The sequence below is a fragment of the Bradyrhizobium sp. SZCCT0148 genome (assembly GCF_018129985.1).
GTDB lineage: Bacteria > Pseudomonadota > Alphaproteobacteria > Rhizobiales > Xanthobacteraceae > Bradyrhizobium > Bradyrhizobium japonicum_H.
Genome location: NZ_JAFCKT010000007.1, coordinates 50,936 through 68,988 on the forward strand (window position 1 = coordinate 50,936; position 18,053 = coordinate 68,988).

An 18,053-nucleotide genomic window follows, 5' to 3' on the forward strand; every position below is an offset into this window, starting at 1 on the left:
CATACTGGAAAAGTTAAAAGCCCCAGCGTTGCAAGCTGACGTGAAGCTGACAAATGACAACGGCGCCGCTGGTCACAGCGGCGCCGCGTGGTGAACAAGCCGGACCCTATGTGAATCCGGCCCGCCTCAATCCGATTTGTCGACGTTCCAGAACACCGGAGTTGCCGGGCCGTCGAGAACGCCGGTCAGCGATTTGCGCCAGGCGCTCGGCGCCTGATACTGGCCGAGCGGCATATAGAGCACCTGATCGTAGGCCTCCTTCTGAATCTCGGTCGCGATCATCTTCCGCTCGTCGAGCGAGGCTGCGCGGACGAAAGCGTCCTTGAGCTGCTCGATCCTGGCGTCTTCCGCCCAGCCGAACCAGCCGCCCTTCTTGCCCTGCCCACCGACGGCGACGTTGGAGATCGGGTTGTCCACGTCGGCACTGACCCAGTTGGTGATGAACATGTTCCAGCCGCCCTCCTTCGGGGGCTTCTGGCTGGCGCGCCGGCTCACCACTGTCTGCCAGTCGGTGGCCTGCAGATCGACCTTGAAGCCCGCTTCACGCAGTTGCTGGGCCACCACGATCGGTTGAGCCTTCAGCGTCAGCACATCACCCGGCGCCATCAGCACGACAGGCGTGCCGTCGTAACCGGAATCCGCGAGTGCCTTCTTCGCCGCGGCAATGTCGCCGCCCTTGGCGAGAGTCTCGCCGCCGACCTCCGTTGCGAACGGCGTGTCGCAGATGAACGCCGCAGCGCAAGTCTTGTAGTATTTGGGATCGCCGATCAGCGCGTCGAGAACGTCCTTCTGCTTGATCGCGAGGAATGCCGCGCGGCGGACTTTGACATTGTCGAACGGCGGATGGAGGAAGTTCATCCGCGCGCCGGTCTGGAATCCGAACTTGTTCAGGATCTCGAGCTTGAGCCCCTTGTCGGCTTCGATCGCCGGCAACATCTCGATGGCGGGATTTTCCATGAAATCGATGTCGCCCGACTGAAGCGCGTTCAACGCCGTCTGCGCGTCCGGCATCGTCAACCACTCGACGCGGTCGACCTTCGCCACTTTGCCGCCCGCAGTCCAGCTCGCCGGCTCCTTGCGCGGCACGTAATCGGTGTTCTTGACATAGATCGCCTTCACCCCGGGCTGGAATTCCGATGCGACGAACTTGAAGGGACCGGAGCCGATCTGTTCTGGAATCTGCTTGTCCACCGGCGTGTCGGCGAGACGCTTCGGCATCATGAAAGCGACCCGCGAGGATGGCTTTCCAATCGATTCCAGCACGAGCGCGTAGGGTTTCTTCAGCTTCAGCGTGATGGTCGTGGGGTCGGTCGCTTCGATGCTTGCGGTGAACAGCATCATCTGCTGTCCCATACCATCGACCGCGGCCCAGCGCTTCAGGGAGGCGACGCAATCATCCGCGGTGACCGGCGTCCCGTCATGCCACTTCAGACCATCGCGCAGCGTGAAGGTATAGGTCAGCTTGTCGTCGGAGACCTTCCAGTCGGCCATCTGCGGCTGGATCTTGAAGTTCGAATCCGTCGCGATGAGCGTGTCGTAGACCATGTAGCCATGGTCACGCGAGATGTAGGCGCTGGTGAAGATCGGATCGAGAATGCGCAGATCCGAATGCATCACAGCGGTGATGGTCTTGCCTGCGGCAAGAACTGGCGAGGCAAGTGCCGAAAGTGCCGCGACCGAAAGCGCAAGTCTGGAAGCGAACGCGAGACGCCCCCGACGCATGAGTTGGAACATTGACGTTCTCCTGGCGACCGGCTGGCGGACGGCGCCGCTGATGACCAGCGGCGCCGCGTAACGTTCGGCGTGAAAGGCGCGACGCGCCTTCCTTCTTTGCAGTGAGCCTTACTCCGACTTGTCGACGTTCCAGAACAGCGGGGTCGCCGGGCCGTCGAGCACGCCGGTCAGCGATTTGCGCCAGCCGCTCGGCAGCAGATATTGCCCGAGCGGGATGTAGATGACCTGCTCATAGGCTTCCTTCTGGATGTCGGCGGCGATCTTCTTCTGCTCGTCGACCGAGGGCGCACGGACGAACGCGTCCTTGAGCTGCTCGATCTTGGCGTCTTCCGCCCAACCGAACCAGCCGCCCTTCTTGCCCTGGCCGCCGATCGAGAGATTGGCGATCGGGTTGGAGACGTCGGCCGCGACCCAGTTGGTGAAGAACATGTTCCAGCCGCCCTCCTTCGGAGGCTTCTGGCTGGCGCGGCGGCTCACCACCGTTTGCCAATCGGTTGCCTGCAGGTCGACCTTGAAGCCGGCCTCACGCAACAGCTGGGCCGCCACGATCGGCTGTGCCTTCAGCGTGGTGACGTCGCCGGGTGCCATGATCACGACGGGGGTGCCGTCGTAGCCGGACTCGGCGAGCGCCTTCTTGGCTTCCGCCATGCCGTTGCCCTTGATCAGGGTCTCGGCGCCGACATCGGTTGCGAACGGCGTGTCGCACACGAAGAAGGCACCGCAGATCTTCTGATACTTGGCATTGCCGACCAGCGCGTCGAGCACGTCCTTCTGGTTCATGGCCAGAAACGCGGCACGCCGCACCTTCACGTTATCGAACGGCGGATAGAGGAAGTTCATCCGGCCGAGCGTCTGAAAGCCGAACTTGTTCGAAACCTCGATCGTGAGGTCCTTGTTCGCCTCCAGCACCGGCAGCATGTCGTAGGGCAGGTTCTCCATGAAGTCGATGTCGCCCGACTGCAGCGCGTTCACCGCGGTCTGCGAGTCCGGCATGGTGATCCACTCGACGCGGTCGACCTTCGCCACCTTGCCGCCGGAGGTCCAGCTCGCCGGCTCCTTGCGCGGCACGTAGTCGGCGTTCTTGACGTAGACCGCCTTCACGCCCGGCTGGAATTCCGACGCCACGAACTTGAAGGGGCCCGAGCCGATCTGCTCGGGGATCTGCTTGTCCGGCGGCGTCTCGGCGAGACGCTTCGGCATCATGAAGGCGACGCGCGAGGACGGCTTGCCGATGGAATCGAGAACGAGGCCGTAGGGCTCCTTCAGCTTCAGCGTGATGGTCTTGGCGTCGGTCGCCTCGATGCTCGCGGTGAAGTCCATGAGCTTCTGGCCCATGCCGTCGACCGCGGCCCAGCGCTTCAGCGAGGCAACGCAGTCTTCCGCCGTCACCGGCGCGCCGTCATGCCACTTCAGACCGTCGCGCAGGGTGAAGGTGTAGGTGAGCTTGTCGTCGGAAATCTTCCAGTCCGCCATCTGCGGCTGGATCTTGAAGCTCGAATCTGGAGCCACCAGCGTATCGTAAACCATGTAGCCATGGTCACGCGTGATGTAGGCCGTGGTGAAGATCGGATCGATGATGCGCAAATCGGAATGCATCACCGCCGTGATGGTCTTGCCGGCCGCAAGCACGGGCGAGGCGAGCGCTGTCGAAAGCGCGACGACAGACAGCGCGAGTTTGGAGGCGAACGCGCGAGACCCCCGGCGCATGAAGTGCAACATAAAAAGTTTCTCCTGACGTGAAACTGTTCAAAGGCGGGCTATTGATTGGGCATGTGGTTCGTTCTTTGGGCGAACTAACCTCATGCAACGCCTTTATCTTTCGAGACTTGCAGACCGTGCCGAGCGCGTCAATCCGGTTTCGCTGCAAGCCCAGGCGGCAGGCGCACAGGCTCCACAAAGATCGGTTTGGCTCTACAACACTCTCCACTCGTCCCGACCGCGGCAATGCAATGCGCGTTCCATCTTCCGAAGCTTGAGAGACATTGAGATGAATCCAGCCAATCTTCCTTTCGATTCCGAAGCCATGCTCGAAGGTCTGCGCACCTGGGTCGAATGCGAAAGCCCGACCTGGGACGCCGGGGCCGTAAATCGCATGCTCGATATCGCAGCGCGGGATATGGCGATCATGGGTGCGACGATCGAACGCATCGCGGGCCGACAGGGCTTCGGCGGCGTGATCCGCGCGCGCTTTCCCCATCCCAAGCAAGGCGAGCCCGGCATCCTGATCGCCGGCCACATGGATACCGTCCATCCGGTCGGCACCATCGAGAAGCTGAAATGGCGGCGCGAGGGCAACAAGTGCTATGGCCCCGGCATTTACGACATGAAGGGCGGCAACTACCTCTCGCTGGAAGCGATCCGGCAACTGGCGCGCGCATCCTTCACCACGCCGCTGCCGATCACGGTGCTGTTCACGCCGGACGAGGAAGTCGGCACGCCATCGACACGCGACATCATCGAGGCCGAGGCCGCGCGCAACAAATACGTGCTGGTGCCGGAGCCCGGCCGCGCCGACAACGGCGTGACCACCGGGCGTTACGCCATCGCGCGCTTCAATCTCGAGGCGACGGGCCGGCCGAGCCACGCCGGCGCGACGCTGTCGGCGGGACGCTCGGCGATCCGCGAGATGGCGCGGCAGATTCTCGCCATCGACGCCATGACGACGGAGGACTGCACCTTCTCGGTCGGCGTCGTGCATGGCGGGCAATGGGTCAATTGCGTTGCCACGACCGCCACCGGCGAAGCGCTCTCCATGGCCAAGCGGCAGGCCGATCTCGACCGCGGCGTCGAGCGGATGCTGGCACTGTCGGGCACGGCCAACGACGTCACCTTCAAGGTGACGCGCGGGGTGACGCGTCCGGTGTGGGAGCCGGATGCCGGCACGATGGCGCTGTATGAGAAGGCGCGCGGCATTGCCAAATCGCTCGGTGCCGAATTGCCGCATGCGAGCTCCGGCGGCGGCTCCGACGGCAATTTCACCGGTGCAATGGGCATCCCGACGCTCGACGGCCTGGGCGTGCGTGGAGCCAATGGCCACACGCTGGAGGAGTATATCGAGGTCGAGAGCCTGGTCGAGCGCGGCCGCTTGATGGCGGGACTGCTCGCGACGCTGGACTGACTGCCGGGAACACCGCCGTCATGGCCGGGCATCCACGCCTTTGCCACCAAATACGAAGAAAGACGTGGATGCCCGGGTCAAGCCCGGGCATGGCGCCCCTCGGGGTCCGAGCCCGGATGGCACGGGAATTGCTGAAATGTTAGGCTGGTGGCAGAACGGGCCATGGCCGCTGCCTTCAATTAACTCTAATCTGACGGATCCAACTTGCTCGGATATCTCCTTCGCCGAATCTTCGCCGCTGTGCCCGTGATGGGCGTCGTCGCGCTGTTCGTCTTCCTCCTCCTTCGCCTCACCCCCGGCGACCCCGCCGCGATCCTCGCCGGCGACAACGCCACCCCGGAGCGGCTGGAGCGCATCCGCACCTCGCTCGGGCTCAACGAGCCCCTGATCGTGCAGTTCATCACCTGGGTGAACAAGCTGCTGCACGGCGATCTCGGGACCTCGCTGATCTCCAACCTGCCCGTCATGAAGATGATCGGCCAACGCGTCGAGCCCTCGATCTCGATCGCGCTGTGCACCATCATCCTTGCCGTGATCGTGGCGGTGCCGCTGGGCGTGATCGCGGCATGGAAGCACGGCACCTGGATCGATCGCTTCGTGATGGGGCTATCGGTGCTCGGCTTCTCGGTGCCGGTGTTCGTGGTCGGCTATGTCCTGATCGAGGTGTTCGCGCTCGAATTGCGCTGGGTGCCGGTGCAGGGCTTCAAGAGCATCAGCGCAGGCTTCGGCGCGTTCTTCGAACGCATGATCCTGCCGACCTGTGCCCTCTCTTTCATCTATATTGCCCTGATCGCGCGCATGACGCGCGCGGCGATGCTGGACGTGCTCGGCGAAGACTACGTCCGTACCGCACGTGCCAAGGGCATCAACGAGGTCGCCGTGATGATGCGGCATGCGCTGCGCAATGCCGCCGTGCCCGTCATCACCGTGATCGGCACCGGTTTTGCGCTTCTGATCTCGGGCGTCGTCGTCACCGAGAGCGTGTTCAACATCCCCGGCATCGGCCGTCTCACCGTGGATGCGGTGCTGGCGCGCGATTATCCGGTGATCCAGGCGATGATCCTGCTGACGTCGCTGATTTATGTCGTCGTCAATCTTCTCATCGACGTCGCCTACACCCTGCTCGATCCCCGGATCCGGTACTGAGGCAAGGATTAAGGACAACCATGTCGGTCGATACCCTTCCCCAGTCGTCCATCCCGATCACGTCGCCGCTGCGGCCGCGCTTCGGATTCCTGACCTCGACGCCGATCATCGCCACGGCGACGGTCCTGCTCACGCTGATCGTGCTGATCTCGATCCTCGCGCCGCTGATCGCGCCCCATGATCCGATCCAGCTGGCGCCATCGCAGCGATTGAAGCCGGCGTCCGCGCAGTTCCTGCTCGGCACCGACGCCTATGGCCGTGATCTGGCCTCGCGCGTCCTCTATGGCGGCCGCATCTCGCTTCTGATCGGTATCGGCTCGGCAATCCTCTCGATCGTCATCGGGCTCGCGATCGGCCTCGTCTCCGGCTTCTTCAAGCTGGTCGATGCGGTGCTGATGCGGGTCATGGACGGCTTGATGGCGATGCCCAGCATCCTGCTCGCGATCGCCGTGGTCTCGCTGTCCGGCGCCAGCATCTGGACGGTGCTGATCGCGATCACCATTCCCGAGATCCCGCGCGTGGCCCGCCTGGTCCGCTCGGTCGTGCTGTCGGCGCGCGAGGAGCCTTATGTGGAAGCCGCGATCTCGGTCGGCTCGTCCCTGCCGAAGATCATGTGGCGCCATCTGGTGCCGAACACCATCGCGCCGCTGATCGTCCAGGGCACTTATGTCTGCGCCAGCGCGATCCTGACCGAGGCGATCCTCTCCTTCCTCGGCGCCGGCATCTCGCCGGAAACGCCGACCTGGGGCAACATCATGGCCGAGGGCCGTCAGTACTTCCAGATCAAGCCGTCGCTGATCTTCTGGCCGGGCCTTCTGCTCTCGATCGCCATCCTCAGCATCAACCTGATCGGCGATGCCGCCCGCGACGCCCTCGATCCGCGCATGAAGCAGCGGGAAGGCAAGTGAGACAATCCAACATTGTCATTCCGGGTGCGCCTCCTGGCGCGAACCCGGAATCCATTTCATCACGTGTGCTGCGGCCCGATGGATTCCCTGGTGCGCAATTGCGCACCGTAGCTCGCGACTTTGTCGCGCCCCGGGATGACGGAGAAAATTGACGTGACCAACACCATCCTCGACATCAACAACCTCGTGGTCTCCGTCGGCAAGAAGCCGGGCGGACCGAAGATCATCGACGGCATTTCGATCCAGGTCCGCGAGCGTGAAACGCTGTGCCTCGTCGGCGAAAGCGGCTCGGGCAAGTCGGTGACCTCGCTCACCACGATGGGCCTGTTGCCGAAGGGCACGCTGGTGCCCACCGCCGGCAGCGTCAAGCTGGTCGGCGAGGAGATCCTCACCGCGACCGACCGCCGTCTGCGCCAGCTTCGGGCCACGCAGATGGCGATGATCTTCCAGGAGCCGATGACCGCGCTCAATCCGGTGGTGCCGGTCGGCCGCCAGATCGACGAGGTGCTGCGCGCGCACACCAGTCTCGACGCCAGGGCGCGCAAGAAGCGCATCCTCGACATGATGGAGCAGGTTCGCCTGCCCCAGGTCGAGCGCATCTTCGCCTCCTATCCGCACCGCCTCTCCGGCGGCCAGCGCCAGCGCATCATGATCGCGATGGCACTGGTGCTGGAGCCGAAGCTGCTCATTGCCGACGAGCCGACCACCGCGCTCGACGTCACCACGCAGAAGCAGATCCTGACCCTGATCCGCGACCTCCAGCGCGATCACGGCACCGCGGTGCTGTTCATCACCCACGACATGGGCGTGGTGGCCGAGATCGCCGACCGCGTCGCCGTGATGCGGCAGGGCCGGCTGGTCGAGACCGGCCCGCTCGAGACCGTGCTGCGCAACCCGACCATGGAATACACCCGCAATCTGCTCGCGGCGGTGCCGAGCCTGGTGCCGCGGGCGCCGCGCGAGGACAGCCGCGAGCCCGTGGTGCTGGAAGCCAACGAGCTCAGCAAGGTCTACAAGGAGCGCGCGTTCTTCGGCAAAGGCCGCGAGGTCGTCGCCGCCGACAAGGTGACGCTGACGCTGCGCAAGGGCCGCACGCTCGGCATCGTCGGCGAAAGCGGCTCCGGCAAGTCGACGGTGGCGCGCTGCATCGTCCGCCTGATCGATCCGACCTCCGGCGGTGTGCGCCTCGCCGGCCGCGAGATCGCCGACATCTCGCGTCGCCTGCTGCAGCCGCACCGGCAGAAGATCCAGATCGTGTTCCAGGATCCCTACCGCTCGCTCAACCCGCGCATCACCGTCGGCGAGAGCATCGCCGAAGGCCCGATCAATTATGGCGTCTCGCATGCCGACGCGATGAAACGCGCCCGCGAACTGCTGGAGCTGGTCGGCCTGCCGGCCGACGCCGTGTCGCGCTATCCACACCAGTTCTCTGGTGGCCAGCGCCAGCGTATCGCCATCGCGCGCGCTCTCGCGCTCGATCCCGACGTGCTGGTCGCGGACGAGGCCGTCTCGGCGCTCGACGTGTCGGTGCAGGCACAGGTGCTGGAACTCCTGGACGAGATCCAGAATCGGCTCGGCATCGCGATCCTGTTCATCACCCACGATCTGCGCGTCGCAGCACAGATCTGCGACGAGGTCGTGGTGATGCAGCACGGCCGCGTGGTCGAACAGGGCCCCGCCGCCGAAGTGCTGACGCATCCGAAAGAGGACTATACAAGGGCTCTGCTGGAAGCAGCACCGGGCCGCGGCTGGGACTTCGCGAACTTCCGGCCGGTGTCGGAAGGTGTGGCGGCGAGCGCCTAAATCTCAGTCGTCATTCCGGGGCATCGCGAAGCGATGCGCCTGGCATCCATCGAACCGCAGAGTTTGCTGGACATGGATTCTCGGGTGCGCAATTGCGCACCCGAGCGCGCGCCGAGGGGTGAACGCCGGAATGACGGCGGAGCAGCATTCCTAAAACGTCTTGACCCTATGCGCGGCGCGAGTGCGTCCCGCCTTGCTCTCTCCGCAGGGCCAAGGCTAACGTCCCCCCTCTTTGCTCACCGGACCAGAATTGATGACACGCATCGCCGTCGGCGGCTTCCTGCACGAGACCAACACCTTCGCCCCGACCAAGGCAACCTTCGCCGATTTCCAGCACGGCGGCGGCTGGCCGGCGATGACGGAAGGTGCCGACGTCCTGAAGGTGATGCGCCGCATCAATGTCGGCCTCGCCGGCTTCGTCGACAGCGCAGAGGCCAACGGCTGGGAACTCGTTCCGACGATCGCCTGCGGCGCAAGCCCGTCGGCACACGTCACCAGGGATGCCTTCGAGCGTATCGTCAAGGTGATGGTCGACGGCATCGCAGCCGCCGGCCCGCTCGATGCGGTCTATCTCGACCTGCACGGCGCCATGGTGACCGAGCATCTCGATGACGGCGAAGGCGAGATCCTGGCGCGGGTGCGCCGCGTCATCGGCAAGGACGTTCCGCTGGTCACCAGCCTCGACCTGCACGCCAACGTCACGCCCGAGATGATGGAGCACGCCGACGCGCTGATCGCCTACCGTACCTATCCCCATGTCGACATGGCCGAGACCGGCCGCGCCTCGGCGCGGCATCTCGCTCTGTTGCTGAATACGAAGCAGCGCTTCGCCAAGGCGTTCCGGCAATTGCCGTTCCTGATCCCGATCAGCTGGCAGTGCACCAACGACCAGCCGACCAAAGGCATCTACGAAAAGCTCGCCGCTCTGGAGACCGACGCGGTTCCGACGCTGTCTTTCGCACCGGGCTTTCCCGCCGCCGATTTTCGCGACTGCGGCCCGAGCGTGTTCGCCTATGGCAGGACGCAAGCGGACGCCGATCGCGCGGCCGATGCGATCGTCGAGCTGATCGAAAGCCACGAAGACGATTTCGACGGCAAGATCTGGTCGCCCGACGATGGCGTGCGGCACGCCATGGAGCTTGCGAAGGGCGCGAGCAAGCCGATCATCATCGCCGACACCCAGGACAATCCCGGTGCCGGCGGCGATTCCGACACCACGGGCATGCTGCGCGCACTGGTCCGCAACAGAGCGAGTGCGGCGACCGGCGTGATCTACGATCCGGCCTCCGCCAAGGCCGCGCATGACGCCGGCGTCGGTGCCACCGTGACGCTGTCGCTCGGCGGCAAGTCCGGCATTCCCGGCGACGAACCCTATACCGAGACCTTCGTGGTCGAAAACCTCTCCGACGGCCGCTTCATCGCGCCCGGCCCGTACTATGGCGGCCGCGAGATGGAGATGGGCCCCTCCGCTTGCTTGCGCATCGGCGACGTCCGCGTCGTCGTCTCCTCGCACAAGGCGCAGCTGGCCGACCAGGCGATGTACCGCTATGTCGGCATCGAGCCGACCGAGCAGAAGATTCTGGTCAACAAAAGCTCGGTGCATTTCCGCGCCGATTTCGAGCCGATCGCTGCGAGCCTGATGATCTGCGCCGCGCCCGGCGCAATGCCGGCCGACACCGCCACCCTGCCCTGGACGCGCTTGCGGCCGGGCATCCGCATCAAGCCGAACGGCTCCGTTTTCACGCCTCCCTCACGCTAACTGGACAGAACACATGCCCACGATCGATCGCATCGACGGCTACGCCGACGAGCTCACCGCCATCCGCCGCGACCTGCACGCCCATCCCGAGATCGGCTTCGAGGAAGTGCGCACCTCCGGCATCGTCGCCGACAAGCTGAAGAGCTGGGGCATCGAGGTGCATCGCGGCCTCGGCGGCACCGGCGTGATCGGCGTCATCAAGGGCAAGGGTTCCGGGAGCAAGCGTATCGGCCTTCGTGCCGACATGGACGCGCTGCCGATGGAAGAGAACACCAATCTCAAATGGAGCTCGAAAATCCCCGGCCGCTTCCACGGCTGCGGCCATGACGGCCACACCACCATGCTGCTCGGCACGGCGCGCTACCTCGCCGAGACCAGGAATTTCGACGGCACCGTGCACCTGATCTTCCAGCCGGCCGAGGAAGGTCTCGGCGGCGCCCGCGCGATGATCAAGGACGGCCTGTTCGAGAAGTTCCCCTGCGACGAGCTGTACGGCCTGCACAACGCGCCCGACCTCAACCACGGCGAGATCGCGATCCTGCCGGGACCTGCGATGGCCAGCGCCGACTTCTTCGACCTGCGCATCACCGGCTACGGCGCGCATGGCGCGATGCCCGAGCGCTCCAAGGACGCAGTGATCATCGCGACCACGCTGGCGCAGGCAATCCAGACCATCGTGAGCCGCAACGTCGAGCCGCTGCAGGCCGCCGTCATCTCGATCACGCAGATTCATGCCGGCTCGGCCTACAACGTCATCCCGGGCGATGCGCATCTCTGCGGCACCATCCGCACCTTCTCGAAGGAGGTCCGCACTCTGATTGCGGAACGCATCCGCACGATCTGCGCCGGCATCGCGAGTGCCTACGAATGCGTGATCGACGTCGACATCCGCGACACCTTCGACGTGCTGATCAACCAGGTCGAGCAGTCCAAGGTGGTCGAGGAGGTCGCGCGCACCATCGTCGATCCCGCCAACGTCATCACCCGCGCCCAGCCCAAGATGGGCAGCGAGGATTTCGCCGACATGCTGCAGACCATTCCCGGCGCCTATTTCTGGGTCGGCCATGACGGCTCGGTGCCCGTGCACAATCCCGGCTTCGTGCTCGACGACAAGATCCTGCCGATCGGCGCCAGCATGTTCGCCCGCATCATCGAGACCCGCATGCCGGTCGGCGCTCATGCCTAAGAAGAGCGCTGAAGAGGCGGTCACCTCGCTGCACGATCTGTCCGCGGTCGATCTGATCGCGGGCTATCGCGCCAAGCAATTCTCGCCCAGCGAGGTGCTGGAGGATTTGCTCTCGCACGTCGCTGCGTGGGAACCGCATCTGAAGGCGCTCTATGCATTCGATCCGGACGGCGCGCGCGCGGCCGCCAAGGCCTCGACCGCGCGCTGGACCGGCGGCGAGCCATCCGGCGCGCTCGACGGCGTCCCCGTGACGGTGAAGGACAACATCGCGACCAGGGGCGTGCCGGTACCGCTGGGTGCCGCCAGCGTCAAGCTCGTCCCGGCCGAGAAGGACGCCCCGCCCGCCGCGCGCCTGCGCGAGGCAGGCAGCATCATCTTCGCCAAGACCACGATGCCCGATTACGGCATGCTGTCCTCCGGGCTCTCCTCTTTCCACGCACTCGCGCGCAACCCCTGGGACCTCTCCAAGAATCCCGGCGGCTCCAGCGCGGGTGCCGGCGCTGCGGCGGCAGCGGGCTATGGTCCCCTGCATCTCGGCACCGACATCGGCGGCTCGGTCCGCCTGCCCGCGGGCTGGTGCGGCCTCGTCGGATTGAAGCCGAGCTTCGGCCGCGTGCCGATCGATCCGACCTATGTCGGGCGCGTCGCCGGTCCCATGACCCGCACCGTCGACGATTGCGCGCTGATGATGAGCGTGATCGCAAAGCCCGACCGGCGCGACGGCATGAGCCTGCCGGCCGAGCCGTTGAACTGGAAGGGGCTGGAAAAATCGCCACGCAAATTGCGCATCGGCCTGATGCTCGATGCCGGCGTCGGCCTGCCGGCTGAAAAGCCGGTGCGGGAGGTGGCGGTGAAGGCCGCAAAGGCGTTCGAGTCCGCAGGCGCCGTCGTCACCGAGGTCGACGGTATCCTCACGCGCGAGATGCTCGATGGTCTCGACAACTTTTGGCGCGCGCGGATGTGGGACGATCTGTCGAAGCTGACGCCGGCCGAACAAGCCAAGGTGCTGCCCTATATCTTCAAATGGGGCGAGTCCGGCGCCAAGCTGTCCGGCGTCGACGTCATCCGGGGCTTCAACCAGACCATGGCGATCCGCGCAGCGGCCGGAAAGCTGTTCTGCGAGCTCGACTATGTGATCTCGCCGACCGCGCCCAACGTGAACTATCCGGCGGACTGGGCCTCGCCCACCAACGATCCGATGAGGCCGTTCGAGCACATCTGCTATACCGTACCGTGGAATATGTCGGAGAACCCCGCGGTCTCCATCAACGGCGGCTTCGACGCCGCGGGGTTCCCCATCGGCGTGCAGATCGTCGGTCGCCGCTTCGACGACATCGGCGTGCTCGGCTTGGCCAAGGCGTTCGAGGGGCTGCGCGGAGCGCAGAAGCCCTGGCCCAGGCCGCCGACAAAATAACTGCACCGTCGTCATTCCGGTTTGCGCCCACTTGGCGCAAGCCCGGAATCCATTCGTCGGCACTACTGATGTCGAAAGATGGATTCCCAGGTGCGCAATCGCGCACCGGAGCTCGCGCTTCGCGCGCCCCAGAATGACATGCTAAAGAGGTCCACAAAGATAAAAGGAAGGAAACCACCGATGGCGTATGAGACGATTGAATACGAGGTCGCCGAGCAGATCCTCACCATCACCCTGAACCGGCCCGACAAGCTCAACGCCTTCAACGCGCAGATGCAGGCAGAGCTGATCGACGCATTCGAGGCCGCCGACAAGGACGACAACGTCCGCGCCATCATCGTCACAGGCGCCGGCCGCGGTTTTTGCGCGGGAGCGGATCTGTCCTCCGGTGCCGATACGTTCGACCGCGATGCGCGGCGCGGCCCCGTGAAGCGCCTCGCCGACGGAACGGTGGACTACAGCGATCCCCAGGTGCGCGACGGCGGCGGCCAGGTGACCTTGCGCATCTTCAAGTGCCTGAAGCCTGTCATCGCTGCCGTGAACGGACCCGCGGTCGGCATCGGCGTCACCATGCAGCTCGCCATGGACATCCGCATCGCCTCGGACGCCGCGCGGTTCGGCTTCGTCTTCTCCCAGCGCGGCATCGTGCCGGAGGCCGCCTCGAGCTGGTTCCTGCCGCGCATCGTCGGCATCTCGCAGGCGCTGGAATGGTGCTATTCGGGTCGTGTCTTCCCGGCCCAGGAAGCCCTCGCCGGCCGTCTCGTCAGCAAGGTCGTCGCCCCCGATGACCTGCTGCCGACCGCCCGCGCGCTCGCCAAGGAATTTGCGGCGAAGACCGCGCCGGTATCTGTCGCGCTGATCCGCCAGATGATGTGGCGCATGATGGGCGCCGACGATCCCATGGAAGCCCACAAGGTCGACAGCCGCGGCATCTACGCCCGAGGACGTTCCGACGACGTCAAGGAAGGCGTGGTGTCGTTCCTGGAGAAGCGCCCGGCGCAATTCAAGGACAAGGTGTCCAGCGACATGCCGGACTATTTCCCGTGGTGGACGGAGCGGGAATACAAGTAGGCTTTGTAGGGTGGGCAAAGGCGCTCTTGCGCCGTGCCCACCATCCATCAGTGATGGCAGAAGTGGTGGGCATGCTTCACTTTGCCCACCCTACGGCACGTCAACAAGGCACCGTCACTCCATCACTCGAGTCCCCGCCTTCGCGGGGAATGACGGCCTCACTCCATCACCAGCGCCACGCGCCCGATCGCCTTGCGGTCGAGCAACAACCGCATCGCCTTCGCATAGTCTTCCAGCGGCAGACGGTGTGAAACGTTGGGGCGCAGCTTGCCCTCCTCCGCCCATTGCAGCAGCGCCTTCAGGCGCACCTCTCCCAGCGCAGGGTTTTTTCGCACCGCTTCGCCGGCGCGCACGCCGAGCACGCTGGCGCCCTTGATCAGCAGCAGATTGGTCTTGGCCGAACCGATGCCGCCGGTGAAGCCGATCACCAGGAGGCGCGCGCCCCAGGCGATGCAGCGCATCGAGTCTTCGAAAACCTGGCCGCCGACAGGATCGAACACGACGTCCGCGCCGCGACCGTCGGTGATGCGCTTGACCGCATCGCGAAACGGCTCACGGTCATAGCGGACGATATGATCGGCGCCGCGCGCCCGGGCGATGGCGAGCTTCTCGTCGCTGGAGGCGGTCGCGATCACGGTCGCGCCCAGCATCTTGCCGATCTCGACGGCGGCAAGACCGACGCCGCCACCGGCGCCATGGACCAGCAGCACCTCTCCCGGCTCGATCCGGCCGCGATCGATCAGCGCATGATAGGCCGTGCCATGGCCGGCGAGATAGGTCGCAGCCTCGGCGTAGTCGAACGTCGAGGGTTTTGGCGTGAGCTGGGACGGCGTGACCACCGCTTCGTCGGTGAACGCGCCGTGCCGCATCTTGACGATGACCTTGTCGCCGACGGCAACACCGCTCGCCTCCGTGCCGATTTCGGCGACATCACCGGCGGCTTCCATGCCCGGCGTGAACGGCAGCTCGGGCTTGAGCTGATATTCGCCAGCGGCCATCAGCACGTCGGGAAAGTTCAGGCCGGCGGCGCGGATCTTGACCCGCACCTCGCCCGGCTTCAGGGCGCGCGACGGAAACTCTTCCAGCCGCAAGGTTTCGGGCGCGCCAAGCGCGCGACAGACGACGGCGCGTACCATCAGGCCGCGCTCGCCTTGCCGCGCAGCAATGCCTCGCGGATCAGCGGCAGCCGGTCATTGCCGAAATACATGTCGGTCTTGTTGACGAAGATCGTCGGCGAGCCGAAGCCGCCGCGGGTGACGACCTCTTCCGTATTCGCCTTGAGCTGATCCTTGATCGCTTGCTCCGAGATGCCGGCGAAGAATCTTGCCTCGTCGAGGCCGACCTTCTTGCAGATCTCGGCGAGCACCGCGTCCTGCGAGATGTCCTTGTCCTCGCCCCAATAGGCCTCGAACACTGATGTCGCGAACGGCACCATGTCTCTGTCTAGCCAGATGCACCCGCGCATCGCCTTGACGCTGTTCACCGGAAACACCGTCGGCGGCATCTTGATCGACAGGCCGGCCGAGCGCGCCCAGTCGGCGAGGTCCTTCTTCATGTAGCGCGCCTTCAGCGGTACCGGCTTCTCGCGCTGCGCGTAGACGCTGGGGTTGACCGTGTTGAAGATGCCGCCGACCAGGATCGGCCGCCAGACGATCTCGACGTCCAACTCCCTGGCGAGCGGCTGGATGTTGTGGAAGGCGAGATAGGTCCATGGGCTGGAGCAGTCGAAGAAGAATTCGATCATGGCGTTTCCTTTGTGCTCTCGTCATTCCGGGGCGCGTCCTCTTGGGCGCGAGCCCGGAATCCGTTTCGCAGCATTCGCTGAAGCTCGATGGATTCCGGGCTCGCGACTTCGCCGCGCCCCGGAATGACGGCGTGGCCGTCACTTCTTTCCCAGCAGCTCCTTAGCCTTCTGCCCGAACATGATCTTGCGTGATTCCTCGTTGAACGGCTCTTTCACGAACTTGCCGATCGCCAGTCCCGCCTGTACTTGAGGCCTGGCGCGGACCTCGGCATACCAGCGTTTGATGTTCGGGAAGTCATCGAGCGTAAAGCCCTGCGCCTTGTGGGTCATGGTCCACGGGAAGCAGGCCATGTCGGCTATGGAATAGTCGCCGGCGACATAGGCCCCGGTCTTCTCCAATTGCCGGTCGAGCACGCCGTAGAGCCGCGCCGCCTCGTCACGGTAACGCTCGATCGCATAGGGGATCTTCTCTGCCGCATAGAGCGCGAAATGCCCGTGCTGGCCGAGCATCGGCCCGAGGCCGGCCATCTGCCACATCACCCACTGGATGGTGGCGGAACGTCCGCGCAAATCGGCGGGCAAGAAGCGTCCGGTCTTCTCCGCAAGATAAATCAGAATGGCGCCGGTCTCGAACACCGGGAACGGCCCGCCGCCGTCGGCGGGTGCGTGATCGACGATCGCGGGGATGCGGTTGTTCGGGGAGATCGCCAGAAAGTCGGGGCTGAACTGCTCGCCGGTACGGATGTTGACGGGCTTCACGACGTAGGGAAGCCCGAGTTCCTCCAGCATGATCGAGATTTTCCAACCGTTCGGCGTCGGTGCGTAATGGAGGTCGATCATGACCTTTCCCTTGGTATTTCCCTTGGCATTTCCCATTGCCGCGCTGGAAGAGAGAGCGACTTTCGTTGTTCTGTACCTCGACGTTAGGACATGGCAGGAAGGGGCGCAACACAACCCGCCGGAGGGCCGCCATGCTGTTTCCAACCACGATCGCCGGCTCCTTGCCGAAGCCGGAATGGCTCGCCGAGCCCAACATGCTCTGGGCGCCCTGGAAGGCGCAAGGCGACGAGCTGCTCCGCGCCAAGCGCGATGCCACGCTGATCTGGCTGAAGATCCAGGAGGACGCCGGCATCGACATCCTCACCGAGGGCGAGCAGGCCCGGCAGCATTTCGTGCACGGCTTCCTGGAAAAGATCGAAGGCATCGATTTCGCCCACAAGGTCGAGATGGGCATCCGCAAGGACCGCTACAAGGCGATGGTGCCGCAGGTGGTCGCCCCGCTGCGGCTCAAGGATCGCGTCCACGCCTTCGAGGCGCGCGTGGCGCGCACGCACACCAAGCGGAAACTGAAGTTCACCCTGCCCGGCCCGATGACGATCATCGACACCATTGCCGACCGCTACTACGGCGACCGCGTCAAGATGGCGTTCGCGTTCGCCGAGCTGCTCAACGAGGAAGCCAAGGCCCTGCAGGCCGACGGCGTCGATTTCGTGCAATTCGACGAACCCGCCTTCAACGTCTACATGGACGAGGTCAACGATTGGGGCATCAAGGCGCTGGAACGCGCCGCGCAGGGACTGACCTGCACCACCGCCGTGCACATCTGCTACGGCTACGGCATCAAGGCCAACACCGACTGGAAGGAGACGCTGGGCGCGCAATGGCGGCAGTATGAGCAGATCTTTCCGGCGATCGACGCCAGCCCGATCCAGCAGGTCGCGATCGAGTGCCGCAATTCCAAGGTGCCGCTCGACCTGCTCGCACTCCTGAAGAACAAGGTCGTGCAGGCCGGCGTGATCGACGTCGCCAGCGACACCGTGGAGACCGCCGAGGACGTCGTGAAGGTGATCGACGCCGTGTCGAAATTCGTACCCAAGAGCAACATCATCGCCACCACCAATTGCGGCATGGCCCCGATGCGGCGCGAGATCGCCGAAGCCAAGCTGATGGCGCTCGGCGCCGGCGCGGCGCTGGCGCGAGAGAGACTGGGGTGATGATGCGAACGGCATGCGCCATCGAAGCACCTGCGGCGATGGTGGAGCGTGCGTCGAAGGCTGCAGGCTCGGCGAACGAGGCCGGATTGACGCGTTGCCGCCAGGTCATCCGCGAAAGGGCGGTGCGCGACGCGCGGACGACGGTCGACGAGCAAGGGCGGCCAGTGCGGTAGCGG

General features: G+C 64.9%; 15 protein-coding genes. 10 read left to right on the top strand and 5 right to left on the bottom strand.

The window, feature by feature from the left end; translation table 11 throughout:
* Positions 1 to 126: 126 nt before the first annotated feature.
* Both JQ580_RS21240 and JQ580_RS21245 read right to left on the bottom strand, forming a co-directional pair.
* Complete coding sequence (locus JQ580_RS21240) at positions 127 to 1,734, bottom strand: ABC transporter substrate-binding protein (RefSeq protein WP_212282176.1); 1,608 nt, start codon at positions 1,732 to 1,734, stop codon at positions 127 to 129.
* Positions 1,735 to 1,842: 108 nt separating this feature from the next.
* A complete protein-coding gene (locus tag JQ580_RS21245) occupies positions 1,843 to 3,453 on the bottom strand; it encodes an ABC transporter substrate-binding protein (protein ID WP_212282177.1) in 1,611 nt (536 codons plus the stop codon).
* Positions 3,454 to 3,721: 268 nt separating this feature from the next.
* Here JQ580_RS21245 and JQ580_RS21250 point away from each other — a divergent pair, with 268 nt between their 5' ends.
* The 8 genes from JQ580_RS21250 (at position 3,722) to JQ580_RS21285 (ending at position 14,139) form a co-directional block, all read left to right on the top strand.
* Positions 3,722 to 4,852 (top strand): M20/M25/M40 family metallo-hydrolase, encoded by a 1,131-nt coding sequence (locus JQ580_RS21250; protein ID WP_212282178.1) that lies wholly within the window; start codon positions 3,722 to 3,724, stop codon positions 4,850 to 4,852.
* Positions 4,853 to 5,056: 204 nt separating this feature from the next.
* Positions 5,057 to 5,998 carry an ABC transporter permease gene (locus JQ580_RS21255; RefSeq protein WP_162307607.1) on the top strand — a complete coding sequence of 314 codons (942 nt, stop codon included), beginning with the start codon at positions 5,057 to 5,059 and terminating at the stop codon, positions 5,996 to 5,998.
* Positions 5,999 to 6,018: 20 nt separating this feature from the next.
* On the top strand, positions 6,019 to 6,906 hold the full coding sequence (locus tag JQ580_RS21260) for an ABC transporter permease (protein WP_212282179.1): 888 nt from the start codon (positions 6,019 to 6,021) through the stop codon (positions 6,904 to 6,906).
* A gap of 153 nt (positions 6,907 to 7,059) precedes the next feature.
* Positions 7,060 to 8,709, top strand: coding sequence for an ABC transporter ATP-binding protein (locus JQ580_RS21265; protein WP_212282180.1), 1,650 nt, complete (start codon positions 7,060 to 7,062; stop codon positions 8,707 to 8,709).
* Positions 8,710 to 8,962: 253 nt separating this feature from the next.
* Positions 8,963 to 10,468 (top strand): M81 family metallopeptidase, encoded by a 1,506-nt coding sequence (locus JQ580_RS21270; RefSeq protein WP_212282181.1) that lies wholly within the window; start codon positions 8,963 to 8,965, stop codon positions 10,466 to 10,468.
* 13 nt (positions 10,469 to 10,481) lie between these two features.
* A complete protein-coding gene (locus JQ580_RS21275; protein ID WP_212282182.1) occupies positions 10,482 to 11,654 on the top strand; it encodes a M20 aminoacylase family protein in 1,173 nt (390 codons plus the stop codon).
* Positions 11,647 to 13,068, top strand: a complete 1,422-nt coding sequence (locus JQ580_RS21280; RefSeq protein WP_212282183.1) for an amidase — start codon at positions 11,647 to 11,649, stop codon at positions 13,066 to 13,068. Before JQ580_RS21275 ends, JQ580_RS21280 begins: the two co-directional genes overlap by 8 nt.
* Positions 13,069 to 13,248: 180 nt before the next feature.
* Positions 13,249 to 14,139: a crotonase/enoyl-CoA hydratase family protein gene (locus tag JQ580_RS21285; protein WP_212282184.1), complete on the top strand. Its 891-nt coding sequence runs from the start codon at positions 13,249 to 13,251 to the stop codon at positions 14,137 to 14,139.
* A gap of 158 nt (positions 14,140 to 14,297) precedes the next feature.
* On the opposite strand, the gene JQ580_RS21290 is transcribed toward JQ580_RS21285, so the two are convergent.
* The 3 genes from JQ580_RS21290 to JQ580_RS21300 form a co-directional block, all read right to left on the bottom strand.
* Positions 14,298 to 15,275, bottom strand: coding sequence for an NADPH:quinone oxidoreductase family protein (locus JQ580_RS21290; protein WP_212282185.1), 978 nt, complete (start codon positions 15,273 to 15,275; stop codon positions 14,298 to 14,300).
* Positions 15,275 to 15,883 (bottom strand): 2-hydroxychromene-2-carboxylate isomerase, encoded by a 609-nt coding sequence (locus JQ580_RS21295; RefSeq protein ID WP_212282186.1) that lies wholly within the window; start codon positions 15,881 to 15,883, stop codon positions 15,275 to 15,277. Before JQ580_RS21295 ends, JQ580_RS21290 begins: the two co-directional genes overlap by 1 nt.
* A gap of 138 nt (positions 15,884 to 16,021) precedes the next feature.
* Positions 16,022 to 16,723: a glutathione S-transferase N-terminal domain-containing protein gene (locus JQ580_RS21300; RefSeq protein WP_212282187.1), complete on the bottom strand. Its 702-nt coding sequence runs from the start codon at positions 16,721 to 16,723 to the stop codon at positions 16,022 to 16,024.
* A 131-nt stretch (positions 16,724 to 16,854) separates the two neighbouring features.
* Between JQ580_RS21300 and JQ580_RS21305 the strand changes: the two genes are divergently transcribed.
* Together JQ580_RS21305 and JQ580_RS21310 are read left to right on the top strand one after the other, a co-directional pair.
* Positions 16,855 to 17,877, top strand: coding sequence for a methionine synthase (locus tag JQ580_RS21305; RefSeq protein WP_212282188.1), 1,023 nt, complete (start codon positions 16,855 to 16,857; stop codon positions 17,875 to 17,877).
* A complete protein-coding gene (locus JQ580_RS21310; RefSeq protein WP_212282392.1) occupies positions 17,877 to 18,050 on the top strand; it encodes a hypothetical protein in 174 nt (57 codons plus the stop codon). The genes JQ580_RS21305 and JQ580_RS21310 overlap by 1 nt, the downstream gene beginning before the upstream one ends.
* The last annotated feature ends 3 nt before the right edge of the window (positions 18,051 to 18,053 follow it).

Excerpts from the sequence above, each read along its gene's own strand:
- JQ580_RS21240 (WP_212282176.1), bottom strand. The coding sequence starts at position 1,734 with ATGTTCCAACTCATGCGTCGGGGGCGTCTCGCGTTCGCTTCCAGACTT.
- JQ580_RS21245 (WP_212282177.1), bottom strand. The coding sequence starts at position 3,453 with ATGTTGCACTTCATGCGCCGGGGGTCTCGCGCGTTCGCCTCCAAACTC.
- JQ580_RS21250 (WP_212282178.1), top strand. The coding sequence starts at position 3,722 with ATGAATCCAGCCAATCTTCCTTTCGATTCCGAAGCCATGCTCGAAGGT.
- JQ580_RS21260 (WP_212282179.1), top strand. The coding sequence starts at position 6,019 with ATGTCGGTCGATACCCTTCCCCAGTCGTCCATCCCGATCACGTCGCCG.
- JQ580_RS21270 (WP_212282181.1), top strand. The coding sequence starts at position 8,963 with ATGACACGCATCGCCGTCGGCGGCTTCCTGCACGAGACCAACACCTTC.
- JQ580_RS21275 (WP_212282182.1), top strand. The coding sequence starts at position 10,482 with ATGCCCACGATCGATCGCATCGACGGCTACGCCGACGAGCTCACCGCC.
- JQ580_RS21280 (WP_212282183.1), top strand. The coding sequence starts at position 11,647 with ATGCCTAAGAAGAGCGCTGAAGAGGCGGTCACCTCGCTGCACGATCTG.
- JQ580_RS21285 (WP_212282184.1), top strand. The coding sequence starts at position 13,249 with ATGGCGTATGAGACGATTGAATACGAGGTCGCCGAGCAGATCCTCACC.
- JQ580_RS21290 (WP_212282185.1), bottom strand. The coding sequence starts at position 15,275 with ATGGTACGCGCCGTCGTCTGTCGCGCGCTTGGCGCGCCCGAAACCTTG.
- JQ580_RS21295 (WP_212282186.1), bottom strand. The coding sequence starts at position 15,883 with ATGATCGAATTCTTCTTCGACTGCTCCAGCCCATGGACCTATCTCGCC.
- JQ580_RS21300 (WP_212282187.1), bottom strand. The coding sequence starts at position 16,723 with ATGATCGACCTCCATTACGCACCGACGCCGAACGGTTGGAAAATCTCG.
- JQ580_RS21305 (WP_212282188.1), top strand. The coding sequence starts at position 16,855 with ATGCTGTTTCCAACCACGATCGCCGGCTCCTTGCCGAAGCCGGAATGG.
- JQ580_RS21310 (WP_212282392.1), top strand. The coding sequence starts at position 17,877 with ATGATGCGAACGGCATGCGCCATCGAAGCACCTGCGGCGATGGTGGAG.